The 14,911-nt window shown below is 75.1% G+C and carries 14 protein-coding genes; 8 read left to right on the forward strand and 6 right to left on the reverse strand.

Annotated features, from left to right (window positions below):
• Window positions 1-59 precede the first annotated feature (59 nt).
• The gene (locus tag ACFV1L_RS07030; protein ID WP_380363615.1) at window positions 60-1,274 is read right to left on the reverse strand and encodes an MFS transporter; all 1,215 of its coding nucleotides are present in this window, start codon (window positions 1,272-1,274) and stop codon (window positions 60-62) included.
• Between the two features lie 93 nt (window positions 1,275-1,367).
• On the opposite strand from ACFV1L_RS07030, the gene ACFV1L_RS07035 reads away from it, so the two are divergent.
• Window positions 1,368-2,354, forward strand: a complete 987-nt coding sequence (locus tag ACFV1L_RS07035) for a LysR family transcriptional regulator (protein WP_380363617.1) — start codon at window positions 1,368-1,370, stop codon at window positions 2,352-2,354.
• A 74-nt stretch (window positions 2,355-2,428) separates the two neighbouring features.
• Here ACFV1L_RS07035 and ACFV1L_RS07040 read toward each other — a convergent pair whose 3' ends face one another.
• Window positions 2,429-3,034, reverse strand: a complete 606-nt coding sequence (locus ACFV1L_RS07040; RefSeq protein WP_380363619.1) for a YceI family protein — start codon at window positions 3,032-3,034, stop codon at window positions 2,429-2,431.
• A 243-nt stretch (window positions 3,035-3,277) separates the two neighbouring features.
• Between ACFV1L_RS07040 and ACFV1L_RS07045 the strand changes: the two genes are divergently transcribed.
• The 4 genes from ACFV1L_RS07045 (at window position 3,278) to ACFV1L_RS07060 (ending at window position 9,530) form a co-directional block, all read left to right on the forward strand.
• On the forward strand, window positions 3,278-4,342 hold the full coding sequence (locus tag ACFV1L_RS07045; RefSeq protein WP_380363621.1) for an ATP-binding protein: 1,065 nt from the start codon (window positions 3,278-3,280) through the stop codon (window positions 4,340-4,342).
• Window positions 4,339-6,147, forward strand: coding sequence for a hypothetical protein (locus tag ACFV1L_RS07050; RefSeq protein WP_380363623.1), 1,809 nt, complete (start codon window positions 4,339-4,341; stop codon window positions 6,145-6,147). The genes ACFV1L_RS07045 and ACFV1L_RS07050 overlap by 4 nt, the downstream gene beginning before the upstream one ends.
• A gap of 94 nt (window positions 6,148-6,241) precedes the next feature.
• Window positions 6,242-9,313, forward strand: a complete 3,072-nt coding sequence (locus ACFV1L_RS07055; RefSeq protein WP_380363625.1) for a DEAD/DEAH box helicase — start codon at window positions 6,242-6,244, stop codon at window positions 9,311-9,313.
• Window positions 9,314-9,317: 4 nt separating this feature from the next.
• The gene (locus ACFV1L_RS07060; protein ID WP_380363627.1) at window positions 9,318-9,530 is read left to right on the forward strand and encodes a hypothetical protein; all 213 of its coding nucleotides are present in this window, start codon (window positions 9,318-9,320) and stop codon (window positions 9,528-9,530) included.
• Here the strand turns inward: ACFV1L_RS07060 and ACFV1L_RS07065 are convergent.
• Genes ACFV1L_RS07065 through ACFV1L_RS07075 form a run of 3 tightly spaced genes read right to left on the reverse strand, consistent with a single transcriptional unit; the run spans window position 9,527 to window position 11,667 of the window.
• The gene (locus ACFV1L_RS07065) at window positions 9,527-10,345 is read right to left on the reverse strand and encodes an alpha/beta fold hydrolase (protein ID WP_380363629.1); all 819 of its coding nucleotides are present in this window, start codon (window positions 10,343-10,345) and stop codon (window positions 9,527-9,529) included. The genes ACFV1L_RS07060 and ACFV1L_RS07065 overlap by 4 nt on opposite strands.
• 54 nt (window positions 10,346-10,399) lie before the next feature.
• A complete protein-coding gene (locus ACFV1L_RS07070; RefSeq protein WP_380363631.1) occupies window positions 10,400-11,014 on the reverse strand; it encodes an HAD-IA family hydrolase in 615 nt (204 codons plus the stop codon).
• 44 nt (window positions 11,015-11,058) lie between these two features.
• Window positions 11,059-11,667 (reverse strand): DUF4352 domain-containing protein, encoded by a 609-nt coding sequence (locus ACFV1L_RS07075; protein ID WP_380363632.1) that lies wholly within the window; start codon window positions 11,665-11,667, stop codon window positions 11,059-11,061.
• Between the two features lie 219 nt (window positions 11,668-11,886).
• Here ACFV1L_RS07075 and ACFV1L_RS07080 point away from each other — a divergent pair, with 219 nt between their 5' ends.
• The 3 genes from ACFV1L_RS07080 to ACFV1L_RS07090 all read left to right on the forward strand — a co-directional run bounded on the left by ACFV1L_RS07080 (window position 11,887) and on the right by ACFV1L_RS07090 (window position 13,298).
• Window positions 11,887-12,273, forward strand: a complete 387-nt coding sequence (locus tag ACFV1L_RS07080; protein WP_380363634.1) for a helix-turn-helix domain-containing protein — start codon at window positions 11,887-11,889, stop codon at window positions 12,271-12,273.
• A 38-nt stretch (window positions 12,274-12,311) separates the two neighbouring features.
• Window positions 12,312-12,854 carry a hypothetical protein gene (locus ACFV1L_RS07085; RefSeq protein ID WP_380363636.1) on the forward strand — a complete coding sequence of 181 codons (543 nt, stop codon included), beginning with the start codon at window positions 12,312-12,314 and terminating at the stop codon, window positions 12,852-12,854.
• Between the two features lie 90 nt (window positions 12,855-12,944).
• The gene (locus tag ACFV1L_RS07090) at window positions 12,945-13,298 is read left to right on the forward strand and encodes a DUF2516 family protein (RefSeq protein WP_380363637.1); all 354 of its coding nucleotides are present in this window, start codon (window positions 12,945-12,947) and stop codon (window positions 13,296-13,298) included.
• Between the two features lie 87 nt (window positions 13,299-13,385).
• Here ACFV1L_RS07090 and ACFV1L_RS07095 read toward each other — a convergent pair whose 3' ends face one another.
• Complete coding sequence (locus ACFV1L_RS07095; protein ID WP_380363639.1) at window positions 13,386-14,804, reverse strand: PP2C family protein-serine/threonine phosphatase; 1,419 nt, start codon at window positions 14,802-14,804, stop codon at window positions 13,386-13,388.
• Between the last annotated feature and the right edge of the window lie 107 nt (window positions 14,805-14,911).

Below are 14,911 nucleotides of genomic sequence, written 5' to 3' on the forward strand. Positions count from 1 at the left end.
TCAACGGCCTGCCGACGCGCTCCGCCGTCGGCGGTTCGCCGCGTGGCCGGCGCCGGCCGTCAGCGCTTGCGGGTGGCTCGGCGGGCGGCCGGGAGGGCCGCGAGGGCGGCGAGGGCCGCGGCGGCGACGGGGAGGAAGTAGCCGGTGCCCGGGGCGGTGTGCTGGGCGACGGACCCGCCGAGGGTGGCACCGGTGGAGATGCCGACCAGGATCGCGGAGACGGCCAGGGCCATGGCCTCGTTCAGGCGGTGGGCGGGGAGGAGTTCCTGGACCAGCGTCATGCCGCTGATCATCGTCGGCGCGGTGCCCGAACCGGCGGCCAGCAGGGCCGCGCCGAGGACCACCACCCCGGCCCCGGACTGCCCGGCGGCCAGCGGGAGCAGCATCAGGACGGCCATCGCGCCCGCGCCGAGGGCGAGCCGCACCGCGGCCGGGCGGCGCAGCCGGATCGCGCCGAACGCCAGCCCGGACGCGCAGGACCCGGCCGCGACCAGGGCGAGCAGCGTGCCGCCTGCCGACTGCCGGCCGAGCGAGTCGGTGTAGGCGAGGGTGGTGACCTCCAGGGAGCCGAACAGCACGCCGGCCGCGAGGAACCCGGCGAGCAGTGCGGGGAAGCCCCGGGTGCGGAACAGTCCGCTGGCGGCGGCGGAGGGCACCGGGGCGGGTGCGGCGAGCGGGGGTTCGGTACCGCGCTGGGCGGCGAACAGCAGGGTTCCGGCGGTGCCGACCGCCCAGGCGGCGATCAGTCCGGCCTCGGGGGCGAGCGTGGTGCACAGCGCCATGCCGAGGACCGGTCCGGCCATGAAGCACAGCTCGTCCAGCGCCTGTTCGAGCGAGTTGGCGCGGTGCAGGAGGGCGGCGTCGGCGCGGTGCAGGTGCGCCCAGCGGGCCCGGGCCATGCTGCCCAGGTCGGGGCTGGTGCCGGACAGCGCCCAGCACAGGAACAGCGTCCAGTCGGGCGCGCCGTCGCGGACGCACAGCAGCAGCGCGCCCGTCGGCAGGGCGGTGGCGAGGACGGCGGGGACGGCGACCCGGGCCTGGCCGAGCCGGTCGACCAGCCGTCCGAGCAGCGGCATCGCGACGGCTCCGGCCAGCACGCCGGCCGCCGAGACCGCGCCGGCCAGGGCGTACGAGCCGCGCCGGTCGGCGATCAGCACCACGACGGAGACGCCGTACATCGCCAGGGCGAGCCGGCCGAGCAGGGCGGCCAGGGTGAAGGTGAGGCTGCCCGGTGCGGCGAAGACGGGGCGGTAGCGGGCGAACGGCAGGGACAACGCACAACTCCGGGGGAGAGGAAGGGGGGAGGGCTCCACCCTCGGGCCGCGGCCCGGGCGCCGTCCAACACCTGATTCCGTGCGATTGACCGGATGCTGTTGTTAATCTCCCGTGTGCCCCGTGACCTCCACCCCCGCCTGCTGCGCAGCTTCACCGCCGTCGCCGAGACCCTCCACTTCGGCCGCGCCGCCGCCCGGCTGCACCTGGCCCAGCAGGCCGTCAGCCGGGACGTCCGGGCGCTGGAGCGCGACCTCGGCTGCCCGCTGTTCCACCGTTCCACCCGCAGCGTCGAGTTGACCGAGGCGGGCGCGGCGCTGCTGCCGAAGGCCCGTCAGCTGCTCGCACTCCAGGCCGAGATCACCGCGCTCGGCGACACCCGGGCGCTGCTGGTGGACGTCAACAGCCCGGGCGGCGACCGCGAGCTCACCGCCGAGCGGGTGCTGTCCGCCGCCCGCCTGCGCTGCCCGGAGACCGAGCTGCTGGCCCGCTACCAGGGCGGACTCACGGCGGCGGCACAGGAGTTGGCGGCGCACCGGCTGGACGTCTCGTTCGGGCGGTACGCGGGCCTGCCGGCGGTTGTCCGGTCCCGGCTGGCGCACACGCCGGTGCGGTTGGAGCCGGTCGCGGTGTTCCTGCCGCTCGGGCACCCGCTGGCCGGGCTGGCGGCCGTGCCGCTGGCCGCGCTGGACGGGCACCCGGTGGACGTGTTCGCGGGGCAGCCGGACACCGCCGAGTGGACCGACCTCGGCCTGCGGCTGCTCGCCGAACACGGCCTGGCCGCCGCGCCCGCGCGCACCCCGCCGGTCGGCGCCGCGGAGTTCGCCCGCTACCTGGTCCGGCACGGCAGCCCGGTCCTCACCACCACGGGCGGGCCGGACATCCCGGGCGCGGTGGCGCGCCCGCTCGTCGATCCGGTGCCGCTCAGCCTGGTCGGACTGGTGCACCGGCCCGACCTGCGCCACCCCGGGCTGGCCGCGCTGCGCGAAGCTGCGGCCGAACTCGCCGCTGCGGAAGGCTGGTTGGAGCGCCCGCCGGGCAGCTGGCTGCCGGCCGAGGACGCCGCCCTGCTGCGCCGGTAGAAACGGCGGCGCCCCCGCCGAGGGGGACGGCGGGGGCGGTACCGGGGGCCGCGCAGCGGCCGGGGCAGGCGGTCTCAGGAGGCTCGCACGGCGGAGATGTCCAGGGTCAGCTTGACCTTCTCGCCGATCAGCACGCCGCCGGTCTCCAGCGCGGCGTTGTAGGTCAGGCCCCAGGAGGTGCGGTCCACGGTGGTGCCGCCCTCGAAGCCGACCCGGTTGGCGCCGTACACGTCGGTGGCCGCGCCGGTGAACTCCAGGTCGAGGACGACCTGGCGGGTGGTGCCCTTGATGGTCAGGTCGCCGTGCAGGCGGTAGGTGTCGCCGTCGACCTGCTCGGCGGTGGTCGACTTGAAGGTGATCTCCGGGTAGGTGGCGGCGTCGAAGAAGTCGCCGGTGCGCAGGTGCTCGTCGCGCTGGGCCTGGTTGGTGTGGATCGAGGCGACCTTGATCACCAGCTCGGCGGTGGAGGCGGCCGGGTTGGCACCGTCCAGGTGCAGCTTGCCCTCGTACTCGGTGAACTCGCCGCGGACGTTGGTGACCATCGCGTGGCGGACCGCGAAGCCGATCTTCGAGTGGGTGTTGTCGATGGTGTAGTCGCCGGTCAGGTGGGCCAGGTCCGGGCCCTGGACGGCGGCCGGGGCGGCGGCGACGGTGTTCTTGCTGCGGTTGAAGATGCCCATGGCTTCTCTCCTTCTGGGGGTCGAAGCCGTTTGTTGAGGCTTCAACTTGTTGATGGCTCGACTGTACGCCCACCTGGTTCAAGTTTCAACCATGAAGTTGAAAGTTGTCCTATGCGGGTGCCGTCCCGGTTGTCCCCAGCCTGTGGACAGCCCGCCGCGACGGCGGAAAACCGGGTGCGCCGGGCCGCCCCGGCGGTTCACACTGACCGCCGAACCCCACCCCGCCCCTCCCAGAGGAGACCTGTGCAGTCAGCCGTCACCGTGTCGCCGTCCCAGGTGCCCGAGCTGCTGCTCGGACTCGCCACCGTGCGACCGGTGTTCCTGTGGGGAGCGCCCGGCATCGGCAAGTCCTCGCTGGTCAACCAGTTCGCCGACTCGCTGGGCCTGGAATGCGTCTCCCTGCTCGGCACCCAGCTCGCCCCCGAGGACCTGATCGGCGTCCCGCAGATCACCCCCGAGGGCCGCTCCCGGTTCTGCCCGCCCGAGAGCATCGCCCGCGACCAGCCCTACTGCCTGTTCCTGGACGAGCTCAACGCCGCCACCCCGGACGTCCAGAAGGCCTTCTACTCGCTGATCCTCGACCGCCGGATCGGCAACTACGAACTCCCGGCCGGCTCCATCGTGATCGGCGCCGGCAACCGCGCCACCGACGGAGCCCTCGCCCGCCCGATGCCGTCCGCGCTGCTCAACCGGCTGGTCCACGTCCACCTGCGGGCCAGCGCCGACGACTGGCTCGGCTGGGCCGCCGGCCACGGCATCCACCCCTGGATCACCGACCACCTCACCGACCGGCCCGACCACCTGTGGTCCAGCCCGCCGAAGACCGAGGAGCCGTTCTCCACCCCGCGCGCCTGGCACATGCTCTCCGACGCGCTGCACTCCTTCGGCACCGGCCTCGACGAGGACACCCTCAAGGTCCTCGCCCACGGCCTGCTCACCCCCGCGCACGCCGTCGCCTTCTGCGGCTACGCCAAGATCGTCCGCAACGCGTACGGCCTGGAGGCCATCCTCAAGGGCGACGCCTCCTGGCCGCACCGGATCGAGGACCGCGACCTGCTCTACTACCTCGCCGACTCCTTCCGCGGCCGACTGGTCAAGGAACTGCCCGCCCGCAAGGAACACGCCTCGCCGACGGTCCGCCAGCACGCCTACCGCTCCAAGTCGCTGCTGGTCCAACTCGCCGAGATCTCCGTCGAAGTCGCCCAGACCGTGATCGCCGACGGCCCCGACGGCAACCCCGTCCTGCCGTCCTGGTTCCTCATCGAAGCCGCCCGCGACCTGCCCCGGCTCGTCGAGGCCCGCCGGTGAGCACCCGCCGCCCCGCAGAGAAGCCCGAACAGGACCCGGCCAAGGCCGCATTCGCCGCCGGACTCGCCAAGGCCCGGGCCAACCCCGCACTCGCCGCCGTCCCCGCCACCCTGTGCACCACCGGCCCGGAGCGCTGCTCCCTGCACCCCGCCGACGGCTGGGTCGTCGTCACCTCCGACGGCGCCCTGCACGCCCACCGCACCCGCCGCGCCGAGCCCGAGGAATGGGCCTGGGCCCTCGCCCACGCCCTGCTCCACCTCGGCTTCGGCCACCTCCCCGCCGCCCGCGGCCGCCGCACCCAGCCCGACGCCGCCGACCTCGCCGCCCGCTGCGCCGTCGTCAACCGCTTCCTCGCCACCTTCCACGTCGGCCGCGCCCCCGACGACCTCCCCGCCGCCTGGCCCGGCGGCGACGAGGAGACCCTCGCCGCCCGCTGGCGCCGCGACGGCATCCCCGCCGACTACCGGGCCTGCGGCACCGCCGGAGACCAGCCCGACCAGCTCCTGCACACCTGGTGGGGCACCGACGACCCCGAGGACTGGACCCTCGCCTTCGCCCACGCCCTCACCCGCACCGTCTCCGCCGCGATGGACCTGGCCGCCGGCCGCCGCGAACACCTCGACGGCCCCCGCCTCCCGCAACGCCCCTGGGAACGCGCCCTCGGCTGGTTCGTCTCCAGCTACCCCCTGCTCGGCGGCCTCGCCGCCGGCCTCACCCTGGTCGCCGACGCCGAACTCGCCCGCGCCCACGGCATCACCGTCGCCGCCGTCAACGCCGAAGCCGGCGAGATCTACCTCAACCCCCTGCGCCGCCACACCGACGAGGAATGGCGCTTCATCCTCGCCCACGAGATGCTGCACGCCGCCCTCCGCCACGGCGACCGGACCGGCGGCCGCGACCCCTACCTGTTCAACGTCGCCGCCGACTACGTCATCAACGGGTGGCTGATCGAGATGGGCGTCGGCGAAATGCCCGAAGGGCTGCTCCACGACCCCGAACTGAAGGGCCTCTCGGCCGAGGAGGTCTACGACCGGATCGCCCGCGACCAGCGCCGCCTGCGACGCCTCGCCACCCTGCGCGGCAAGGGACTCGGCGACATCCTCGGCGAACCCCTGGCCCGGGACCGCGGCAGCGGCTACGTCGACCTGGACGAGTTCTACCGCCGCGGCCTCCTCCAGGGCTTCGACCTGCACACCCGCGAACGCGGCACCCTCCCCGCCGGACTGGTCGAGGAGATCCGCGCCCTGGCCCACCCGCCGCTGCCCTGGGACGCGCAACTCGCCCGCTGGTTCGACGAGTTCGTCCCCCGGCCGGAACCCCTGCGGTCCTACGCGCGGCCGTCCCGGCGGCAGTCCGCCAGCCCCGACATCCCGCGGGCCGGGCGCCACCACCCGCCCGAGGAGACCCCGCGCTGCACCTTCGGCGTCGTCCTCGACACCTCCGGGTCGATGGGCCGCGTCCTGCTCGGAAAGGCGCTCGGCGCGATCGCCTCCTACGCGGCCGCCCGCGACGTCCCCGCCGCCCGGCTGATCCACTGCGACGCCGCCCCCCACGACGCGGGCTACCTGCCGGTCGCCGAACTCGCCTCCCGGGTCCGCATCCACGGCCGCGGCGGAACGGTCCTCCAGCCCGGCATCGACCTGCTGACCCGGGCGCCGGACTTCCCCGCCACCGCACCGGTGCTGATCATCACGGACGCCGAGTGCGACGTGCTGCGCGTGCCCCGGCGGGAGCACGCGTACCTGATCCCGCGGGGCGCGACACTGCCGTTCACGCCGCGAGGGCCCGTGTTCCACGTGGCGTGAACGCCGGCCGGGCCCCTCGCGGGCCCGGGTTCCGCATCCGCCTGCTTATCGTGGAAGGCCCTGCCCGCCCCTCGTCCCCGGAGGCCCCGCTCCCATGTACGTCCTGCACGCGCTCTGGCGGGCCGACGGCCGGCTCGGGCTGTGGGCGGAGGACGCGGGGGCGTTCACCGGACGGGCGGTGGAGGGGGCGCGGCACCCGTACGCGTCCTCGGCCGAGGAGGTCGCACGGCTGCTGGCCGCCGTCGGCCCAGGGCCGGCCTGGCTGGCCGAGCGCGGCGCCGAGCGGTGGGTGAGCCTGCGGCTGCCGACGCTGGGATCCCGGCCCACGCCGTCCCCCGACCTGCCGGTCGGGTCCACGGCGAAGGGCCGGGCGCTGCAGGCGTGGCGGGTGCCGGCGCTGCTGTTCGAGCGGGCGGAGGCCGCCCAACTGCTGGGCGAGCTGTTCGACCCGTACTGGCCGGGGACCACCGTCGAACTGCCCGGAGGCCGCCCGGCGGAGCTGGCCTACGGGGCGTCGCTGCGCTGGCTGACGGCGGTGCACGACCTGGCGTGGCGGCTGGTCGGCCGGGGACGGGTCCTGCCCGCGCTGGTCGAGGAGCCGGACGGGTGGGCGGCGCGCTGGCGACCCGCGCCCGACGGCCCGGCCCGCCGGGAGGCGGCCGCCCTCGCCGCCGGCTGCCCGCCGATCGCCCGCGCCGAGGACGGCGCCGAACGCACCGGCACCGCCCTGTTCGGCACCGTCCTGGACGCCCTCACCGACCACGAGACCCGTACCGCCCTCGGAGGCAGCGTCCGGCCGGCTGCCGCACCGGGGACCGAAGCCGGTGGCTGGATCGACGCCCTGCACGGCGCCGACCCCCGCCTGTCCGCACCCCCCGACCCCGAGCAGGCGGCGCGGTTCGCCGCCTGGAGCGCCGGCCCGGAGCCGACCGGCGAAGTCCGGCTCGCGTTCCGCCTGTCGGAGCCGCTGGGGACGGCCCCCGGCGACCCGGACGCCGCCGTCACCGACGAGAACTGGCGACTCGACGTGCTGGCCGGACCGGTGGACCGGCCCTCCTTGCTGCTCCCGGCCGCCGAACTCTGGACCGACGGACCGGCGTTCGCCGCCCTCGCGCAGAGCCTCGGCGACCCCGTGGAGGCGTACCTCACCGAACTCGACCGCGCCGCCCGGATCTGCCCCGAGCTGCGCGGCGCCCTGCACCGCACCCGGCCCACCGGCGTCGACCTCGACCGGGCCGGGGCGCTCGCGTTCCTGCGCGACACCGCTCCGCTGCTGACCGCCGCCGGGTACGGCGTCCTGCTGCCCGCCTGGTGGCGCCGCCGCCCGCGGCTCGGCCTGGCCGCCACCGCGCACAGCCGGCCCGCACCCGGGTCGGTCAAGCGCACCGCGCAGGCCGACCGGGACGCCGTGGTGGACTTCCGCTGGCAGCTCGCCGTCGGCGAACAGCCCCTCACCCAGCAGGAGTTGGACGAACTCGCGGCCGCCCAGCAGGGCCTGGTCCGGCTCCGCGGCCAGTGGGTGGAAGTGGACGCGGCCCAACTCGCCGCCGCCCTGCGCTTCCTCGCCGCCCGCCGGGACGAACCGCACCTGGACGCCGCCGCCCTGCTGCGGCTCGCCCTCGACGACGGCGCGGTCGTCGACGGCCTGCCGGTCACCGTCGTGCACGCCGACGGCCCGCTCGGCGACCTGCTCGCCGGCCGGCTCGGCCGCCTCCCCGGCGCCCACCGCACCCCGCCCCCGCCCGGCTTCACCGGATCCCTCCGCCCCTACCAGGAACGGGGACTGGCCTGGCTGGACGCGCTCGGCCGGCTCGGCCTCGGCGCGGTGCTGGCCGACGACATGGGCCTCGGCAAGACCGTGCAGACCCTCGCCCTGCTCGCCCTGGAACACGCCCGCGGCGCCCGCGGCTCCGTCCTGCTGGTCTGCCCCACCTCACTGGTCGGCAACTGGCAGCGCGAGGCGTCCCGGTTCGCCCCCGGCCTGCGCGTCCAGCTCCACCACGGCCCCGGACGCACCGCCCCCGACCCGGCCGCCGACCTGGTGATCACCACCTACGGGGTGCTCCAGCGGGACACCGCCGCGCTGCGTGCGATCGACTGGCGGCGGATCGTCGCGGACGAGGCCCAGCACATCAAGAACCGCTCCGCCCGGCAGTCCCGCGCGATCCGCTCGCTGCGCTCCGGCCCCCGGATCGCGCTCACCGGCACCCCCGTGGAGAACCGCCTCGCCGAACTGCACGCCGTCCTGGACTTCGCCAACCCCGGACTGTTCGGCACCGCCGAATCGTTCAAGGAGCACTGGGCCGTGCCGGTCGAGCAGTCCGGCAACCGGGAAGTCGCCGCCCGCCTGCAGCGGCTCACCGGGCCGTTCCTGCTGCGCCGCCTCAAGAGCGACCCCGAGATCGGCGAACAGCTGCCCGCCAAGCAGGAGTTCACCGTCCGCTGCAACCTGACGCCGGAACAGGCCGGGCTCTACCGGGCGGTGGTCGCCGAACTGCTGCGCCGGCTCGACGGGGTACGCGGAGTGGAACGCAAGGGCGCGGTCCTGGCGGCCCTCGGCCGGCTCAAGCAGGTCTGCAACCACCCGGCCCAACTGCTGCGCGACGGCTCGCCGTTGGGCGGCCGCTCCGGCAAGGTCGAGCGCCTCGTCGCGCTGCTCCGGGAGGCCCTGGCGGAGGGTGACCGGGTGCTGGTGTTCACCCAGTACGCCGAGTTCGGCGCGCTCCTCCAGCCGCACCTGCGCCACCGGCTCGGCGCCCAGGTGCTGTACCTGCACGGCGGCCTGTCCGCGCCGCGCCGCCAGGAACTCGTCGACCGCTTCCAATCCCCGGACGGGCCAAGGGTGTTCCTGCTCTCGCTGAAGGCCGGCGGGACCGGCCTCAACCTCACCGCCGCCAACCAGGTGATCCACCTCGACCGCTGGTGGAACCCCGCCGCCGAGGACCAGGCCACCGACCGCGCCCACCGGATCGGCCAGCGCCGCGAGGTCCAGGTCCGCCGCCTGGTCTGCGTCGGCACCGTCGAAGAGCGGATCGCCGAACTCCTCCAGGCCAAACGAGAATTGGCCGACGCAGTGATCGGCGCCGGCGAACAGTGGCTCACCGAACTGCCCGCCGAGCAACTGCGCGACCTGCTCGCCCTGTCCGCCGACGCCGTGGGGGAGTGACGCCATGACCACCCGCCCGACCGCCTCCGACCGCCCGCTCGACCAGTGCCTGGACGCCTTCTGGCAGGGCGAATTCGCCCTCCGCCCACCCGACGCACCCGCCGAACGGCCGGACCCCGCCCTCGACCACCTCGGCCCCAGCGGCATCCCGGCCCGTGGCCGCGACCTCGCCGACCTGCTGGCCCCCGACTACCGCCGCCTGGTCGAGGCCGACTAGCTCAGGAACTCCCGCACCAGCGCCGTGAATTCGGCCGGCTTCTCGACCCAGATCCGGTGCCCCGCACCCGCCACCACCTCCAGCCGGGACGCCGGGTGCAGGGCCGCGACCAGCCGGGACGGCGCTGTGCCGATCATCCCGTCCAGCTCGCCCGCCACCACCAGCACCGGCACGGCCACCGGCGCCGCCGTGCCCGCACTCGCGTAGAACGCCTCCCGCATCCACGGCGCGCCCGGAACCAGCTCCGGATCGAAGGACGCGGCGCGCGCCCGGTCGTCCCAACTGCCCCAGAAGAACGGGGTGATGCGCGCGAGCAGCTCGGCCGGATCGCCCTGCCCCGCGGCCAGCTGCGCCGCCGCCCGCGCCGCGTCCGGGTACCAGGGCTGATCGGCGCGGCCGGCCCGGATCTCCGCCAACTCCGCCTCGTCGGCCTCCCGGGCGCCCCGGCCGACCGGCGTCACCAGTACCAAGGACCGCACCCGGTGCGGGAATTCGGCGGCGTAGCGCTGCGCGGTGAGGGCGCCCGCGGAGTGCGCGAGCAGGTCGAAGGAGTCCAGCCCGAGGTGCTCGCGGAGCGCCTCCACGTCCTGCGCCTGGGAGGCGAAGGCGCAGCTCGCCCGGTCGGCCGGCTCGGCGGAGCGGCCGGTGCCGCGCGGCTCGAACCGGATCAGCCGCCGGTCGGCGTCCAGGCCGCCGAGGTTCCCCAGGTAGCGGGCGTCCGCGCCGGGGCCGCCGGGAATCGCCACCAGCGGTGCGCCGTCGCCGAGTTGCTCGTAGTGCAGGGTGGTGCCGTCGGGTGCGGAGAAGGTCGTCATGCGGACGATGCTGGCACGCGGCCGGCGGGCGCGCCGCCGTGTTCCGCGGAGCGGTCAGAGCAGCCCGCCCGCCGCGAGGGCCCGGCGCAGGCCGGCGGCGCCCCGGTGGTGGTGGCCGAGCATCCCGAGCGCCTCGGCGGCGGCCACGTTGCCGGCGCTGTCGTCCACGAACAGGCACTGCCCGGGCGGGACGTCGGCCAGCTCCGCGGCCGCCAGGTAGACCCGGGCGTCGGGCTTGGCCACGCCCAGCCGGGCGGTGTTGAGCACCCCGTCGACGGCGGTGTCCAGGCCGAGCGCGGCCAGGTCCGCCTCCAGCCGGGTGGTGCCGTTGGAGACCAGCAGCACCGGCGCCCGCCGGCGGGCCGCGCCGAGCAGCGCCAGCACCTCCGCGTCCACCCGGGACGGCTGCCGACCCCAGTCGGCCACCACCGCCCGCGCCCGCGCGGCCGAGCCGCACACCGCCGCCAGATCGTCCGCGACGGCGGCCCGCCACTCCTCGTCCGTCACCCGCCCCGTCACCGCCGGCGCCAACCGCTCCTCCCGGAACGCCGCCCCCGCCACCGTCCCCGCCGGCAACCCGTGCACCGCATCCACCTCGCCCAGATCCCCCCAGACCCGCACCACCCCGTCCAGATCGCACAACACCGCCCCGACCCGCCGCCCCACCACCGCGCCACCCCTCGTCTCCGGCCTCGGAAGTCACCTCCCTGAGGCTATTTCAGGCTCCATTGGCCGACCTGGTTGGCGAAGCCGCTGTCGAGTGCGAACTGGACCAGGATCAGCTGGGAGGTCGTCGGTACTTCGAACGTGATGTATCCCCGCCCGCTCTGTCCGGGTGGGAGGTCGACGCTTCCGGCGAAGCCCGGCCCGGCCGCGGTCTCCTGGTAGCTCGCGTTGAACGACTGGTCGGTCGAGTCGATCACCTTGGCGCCGTTGGACGGCGAGTCACTGTAGGTCGTGCTGCCGGTGTTTTTGATCACGAACTGTACGGCGACGAATCGCTTTCCCGCCGAAGGGGTGCTGAAGCTGTCGGTGGGGGAAGCGGGGTCGACGACCTTCGTGACGGTCACGTCGGCGGACTCACCGGTATTGGTGCCCGCGAGGCTGATCGTGGAGCCGACCTTCGCCGTGGCCGGCGCGCTCGGCGAGCCGCTCGGTGACGGCGAGGCCGTTCGGCTGGCAGTCACCGTGACGGTCGACGTGGCGACCGTGTGGGTTCCGCCGGACGCGGGCGTCGTTTCGACCGACTTTCCTCCGCAGCCGGCGAGGGCGAGCGCTCCGCCACAGGCCAGCACGACCATCGCGACGGTGGGACGGCTCATGGTGTCCTCCCTGAATCCAAATCAGTCCATAGGGTCGGGGCGACGACCCGGCTGCCGATCGCGGCGCGCGTCACGGTCACGCCCCCGGCGCTGCGCCGCCGGTGACGTCAGTCTCTGCCGCGTCCCGTGGACCAGCCAGTCGGCCTCCGCCCGTCGCGGGTGCGCGCGGGGGTTAGCAGTGTGCTTGCAATTGCAAGCAGGGCGGGGCAGACTGCCGGTATGGCGTCACTGAACGTGGGCTCGCTGGGCGAGTACATCCGGGAGCAGCGGCGGAACGCGCAGTATTCGCTGCGGCAGTTGGCCGAGGCCGCCGGGGTGTCGAATCCGTACCTGAGCCAGATCGAGCGCGGGCTGCGCAAGCCGAGCGCGGAGATCCTTCAGCAGATCGCCAAGGCGTTGCGGATCTCGGCGGAGACGCTGTACGTGCAGGCCGGGATTCTGGAGGAGCGGGACGGGGAGGGGCCGGGCCTGCGGGCCGCGATCCTCGCCGATCCGCTGATCAGCGAGCGGCAGAAGCAGGCCCTGCTGGCGGTCTACGAGGCCTTCCTGAAGGAGAACCAGGCCGCCCGCCCGGCCGCCGCCGCTCACCCGACCGACCCCGCGTGACCCGAACGCACGGGCGCACCCCGACCGGAGGACCCGACATGCCGATCAGCGACGAACTGAAGAAGACCCTCACCGACCCCACCCCGCTGTACGCCCTGGCCGGTGCCGGCGACCTGGCCTACGAGAAGCTCCGCGAGGTGCCCGGCCAGCTGGAGGCGCTCGCCGCCGACCCCAAGGGCGCCCAGGACAAGGCGGCCGCCGCCCTGCAGGACGCCGGCAGCAAGCTGGCCGAGGCCCAGGCGAAGGTCACCGGCGCGGTCACCGCGCTGCCCACCGACGTGAAGGAACTCCAGGCCAAGGCGCAGGAGTTCGCGATGCAGCAGGTCGGTCGGGCGCTGGAGTTCGCGGTGAAGGCCAAGGAGGTCTACGACGAGCTCGCGGTCCGCGGCCGCACCGTGGTGGACGCGGCGAACACCCGCCCGCAGGACGCCGAGCCGGCCGTCGGGTCCGAGCCCGTCGTGGAGGAGGTCGTGCTCGCCGAGGTCGTGGTGGACGAGCCGGCCGTCGAGGCGGAGCCGGCCGCGCCGAAGCCCGCCGCGAAGAAGCCGGCCCGGGCCCGCAAGGCCGCCGACTCCGAGTGACGGTGCATCGGGGGGCACCTCCCGGCCCCGGGGGCTGCGGGGAACGGCACACCGCGGAACGTCGTTGATCCGGGCAGTGCCCGTGCCAGGATGGAAGAGAGAGATGAGGAGTCCCAGGTGCAGATCCTGTACGTCGATCTCCTGAACCCGTTCTGGTGGCTGGCCACGGCGATCATCTGCTACAAGGTGTTCGCGTTCGTGGACGCGGCGGTCCGCCGCGACGACGCGTACCGGGCCGCCGACAAGAAGACCAAGGGGTTCTGGCTGGTCGTGCTCGGCCTGGCGCTGGGCGCGGACCTGCTGTTCGGCGCCAACCCGGTCACCGGTCTGCTGACGCTGGCCGGCCTGGTCGCCGCGATCGTCTACGTGGTGGACGTCCGCCCCGCGATCAAGCTGGTCACCGACGGCCGCGGCGGAGGCTCGGGGGCGTACGGCCCCTGGTGAGCCCGCCCGCACGGCGACGAGAAGGGGCGGCCCCGCACGGGGCCGCCCCTTCTCCGTGTCCGCGGGCGCCAGGGCCCCGACAGGCCGTCAGCCCATGATCACCGGAACCGGGTTGCGCTCCAGCAGCAGCACCGCGACGTCGTCGGTCAGCGCCCCGCCGTTCAACTCCTCCACCTCGGCGATCGCCGAGTCCACCAGCCGGCCCCGGGTCAGCCCGGCGGCCTGGTGGTCGGCGATCAGGTCGATCAGGCCCTCCTGGCCCAGTCGCGGCGATCCCGCCCCGACCTTCCCCTCGACGAGGCCGTCGGTGTACAGCAGCAGCCGCCAGCCCGGGGGGAGCTCCAGCCGCAGCGCCGGCCAGGTGGACTGGGTGGCGTCGCACGGCAGCAGGCCCAGGGCCGGCCCGGCCTGGTCGGACGGCAGCAGCACCGGAGGGGCGTCCGGCCCGAGCAGCAGCGGTGCGGGGTGCCCGGCGAGGAACAGCTCCGCGGACTCCGCCTCGCCGTCGCCGCCTGGCGCGTCCAGCACCAGCATGCAGAGCGTCGCGAAGATCTCGTCGCTGCGGCGCTCGTGCTCCAGCACGTGCTGGAGGGTGGTCAGCAGCTGCTGGCCGGTCAGGCCGGCGAACACCAGGGTGCGCCACGCTATCCGCAGCGCGACGCCGAGCGCGGCCTCGTCCGGGCCGTGGCCGCAGACGTCGCCGATCACCACGTGCACCCGGCCGTCCGGGGTGCGGACGGCGTCGTAGAAGTCGCCGCCGAGCAGGGCGCGGCGGCGGCCCGGCCGGTAGCGGCGGGTGAAGGCCAGGCCGGCGCCGTCGAGTAGCGGGGTGGGCAGCAGGTGGCGCTGCAGGCGGGCGTTCTCCTGGCCGCGGATCTCCGCCTCCACCAGGCGGCGCTGCGACTCGTCGGCGCGCTTGCGCTCCACCGCATAGCGCAGGGCGCGGGCCAGCAGCGGGCCGGCGGTGTCCTGCCGGACCAGGAAGTCCTGGGCGCCGGCGGCGACCGCGGCCGCGCCGAGTTCGGCGCCGGCGGTGTCGGTGAGCACCACCACGGCGGTGTGCGGGGCGCGCTGCAGCAGTTCGCGCAGCTCGTCGAGGCCGTCGCTGCCGGGCGGGAGTTCGCCGGGCGCGCCGAGGTCGACCAGGACGCACTGGAAGTCGGTGTGCCGCACGCCGCGCCGGCCGGTGCCGGGCGGCGGGGGCAGCAGGGCCGCGGCCTCGCGGACGCCGTTCACCCGGTGCAGTTCGGCGTGCTCGCCGAGCTCCTCGGCGAGCGACTCGAACAGCCGGTGCTCGGGTCCGGCGCCCTCGATCACCAGCACCCGGAAGTCGGCGGCCGGTGCCCGGACCGGCTCGCTGCCGCCCGGGGTGCTGCGCGGATGCGGTATCGGCGCGGAGCCCGTGGGCCGGCTCCGGCGCTGCGCGTCGCGCCGGCTCTGACTGCGTTCGGCGGCCCCAACGTCGTCGGTCGCGTCGGGTGCCCGCCCGTCTCCCGTAGCGGGCATCGGTCGGTCCTTCCTTTCCCCGACAGGCCAACGGCTGGTGTCCGTCCGCGGTGCCCGCATGGCACCGGGCATCGGGGAGCTTCCCGCGACCATAACGTGATCTCCGA

It is taken from the genome of Kitasatospora sp. NPDC059646, assembly GCF_042734615.1.
GTDB lineage: Bacteria > Actinomycetota > Actinomycetes > Streptomycetales > Streptomycetaceae > Kitasatospora.

Bases quoted from the DNA above. Each gene is read 5' to 3' on its own strand.
- ACFV1L_RS07035 (WP_380363617.1), top strand. From the start codon at position 1,368: ATGCTGTTGTTAATCTCCCGTGTGCCCCGTGACCTCCACCCCCGCCTG.
- ACFV1L_RS07040 (WP_380363619.1), bottom strand. From the start codon at position 3,034: ATGGGCATCTTCAACCGCAGCAAGAACACCGTCGCCGCCGCCCCGGCC.
- ACFV1L_RS07055 (WP_380363625.1), top strand. From the start codon at position 6,242: ATGTACGTCCTGCACGCGCTCTGGCGGGCCGACGGCCGGCTCGGGCTG.
- ACFV1L_RS07060 (WP_380363627.1), top strand. From the start codon at position 9,318: ATGACCACCCGCCCGACCGCCTCCGACCGCCCGCTCGACCAGTGCCTG.
- ACFV1L_RS07065 (WP_380363629.1), bottom strand. From the start codon at position 10,345: ATGACGACCTTCTCCGCACCCGACGGCACCACCCTGCACTACGAGCAA.
- ACFV1L_RS07075 (WP_380363632.1), bottom strand. From the start codon at position 11,667: ATGAGCCGTCCCACCGTCGCGATGGTCGTGCTGGCCTGTGGCGGAGCG.
- ACFV1L_RS07080 (WP_380363634.1), top strand. From the start codon at position 11,887: ATGGCGTCACTGAACGTGGGCTCGCTGGGCGAGTACATCCGGGAGCAG.
- ACFV1L_RS07085 (WP_380363636.1), top strand. From the start codon at position 12,312: ATGCCGATCAGCGACGAACTGAAGAAGACCCTCACCGACCCCACCCCG.
- ACFV1L_RS07090 (WP_380363637.1), top strand. From the start codon at position 12,945: ATGGAAGAGAGAGATGAGGAGTCCCAGGTGCAGATCCTGTACGTCGAT.
- ACFV1L_RS07095 (WP_380363639.1), bottom strand. From the start codon at position 14,804: ATGCCCGCTACGGGAGACGGGCGGGCACCCGACGCGACCGACGACGTT.